The organism is Janthinobacterium sp. CG_23.3, assembly GCF_046115965.1.
Taxonomy (GTDB): Bacteria; Pseudomonadota; Gammaproteobacteria; order Burkholderiales; family Burkholderiaceae_D; genus Janthinobacterium.
The window spans coordinates 1-1,350 of record NZ_JBJXIB010000269.1 but is presented as its reverse complement, the minus strand read 5'-3'; the positions used below and the strand labels follow the sequence as shown (position 1 = coordinate 1,350).

General features: G+C 62.5%; 1 protein-coding gene. It reads left to right on the top strand.

Annotated elements, in window-relative coordinates; translation table 11 throughout:
• Nucleotides 1-336 precede the first annotated feature (336 nt).
• Nucleotides 337-1,071 carry a hypothetical protein gene (locus ACFDR9_RS27700; RefSeq protein ID WP_409033075.1) on the top strand — a complete coding sequence of 245 codons (735 nt, stop codon included), beginning with the start codon at nt 337-339 and terminating at the stop codon, nt 1,069-1,071.
• The last annotated feature ends 279 nt before the right edge of the window (nt 1,072-1,350 follow it).

Genomic DNA, 1,350 nt, shown 5'->3' with positions numbered 1-1,350 from the left:
CACCACAACCCCCCCCCCCCCCCCCTCCCCCCCCCCGGCCCCCCCCCCCCCCCCCCCCCCCCCCCCCCCCCCCCCCCCCCCCCCCCCCCCCCCCCCCCCCCGATGCCGTTTACGCGGCGTACGGCCGGGTGAAGGATGTTGCGTAAGCCGGCACTGGAAAAGCCGGCGTTTCGCCTGATTTTCTGGGTGACAGGAAAAATTGTGGCGGGAATCTATTGCTCGTGAAGATTGGTTAGAATTTTGGCAGTGAAAAAATGTCAAAATTCCGTATGGGAAAGTTTTTATCGATCAGCTTGTTTTGACGACCCAACCACATACCGAAACCACATCATTTAGATGAAAACATTCACCGCGCTTCACGTATCAGACCTGCACCCCGGCCGCGCCGCGCGCCCCTTGCCGCCGTCCAGGAACGCGCTGGTGGTGTGCGCGCCGGCGCCGGGTCGCGCCTCGCCCTTCGCCGCGGCCGACGGCGCCGCCTTGTTGGCCGAGTCGGACGACGCGGCGGGCCTGCGCGACTATCTGGTCGAACTGGCGTATTTCCTGTTCGAGTTGAAAAAAACCAGCGTCACGTTAGCTCAATTGGCGCAGTTCGAGGCCGACTATTTCGGCGTCAATGGATTGCCCTTGCCGCCGCTGCCGCGGTGCGCCACGCTGTGCCAGCTTGGTTTGCTGGAAGACGAGGGCGGCGCCGTCGCGTTCCGCTTCGACTGTTTCCGGGCCTATTTTTTGGCGCAGAAGTTCGACACCTCCGTCGGCCTGCTGCGCTACGCGTTTACCCAAAAGGGCTTCGTGGAGTTGCAATCCGAACTGGACATCTACACGCAGCTGCACCACGATGAGATTGAAAAACTGACCGCCGCCGCACCTCCGCCGGAGCCATTTCCGGCGCGCGGGCTGGCGCACCTCGATTTACCCGATTTCGGCCAGTACAAGGACCGACGCTATGGCGGCGAACCGCAACGGCGCCACAGCGCCGACGAGCAGGAGTGCCTCATCATGGCCGTGGCCAAGAGCGCCAGGGTGCAGCGCCGCGCGCGCCTTGTGGAACCCGTGTTGGGTGAACTTTAGCGTTGACGGCATGCGGACAATGCCGGTAGGCGCGGATAGGTGCGCTGCGTCTTAGGCGGTTTCGATGTTAACGCAATCCACACATCGGCGTCACCTTAATGCCGCTAAGTTAAGCTTCCTGAGGTCGGATGCGGGGGCCGCCGAGGCGAACGCGTCATCCGACGCCGCGCCGCTGCCGACGCCAGTCGGGTTACGCCGTTCCGGCTAACCCGACCTTCTATGATGAATTCCAAGTCAACTGGTTTTTCGCAAATTTATCCTATCCCTTGTTTCGGTATC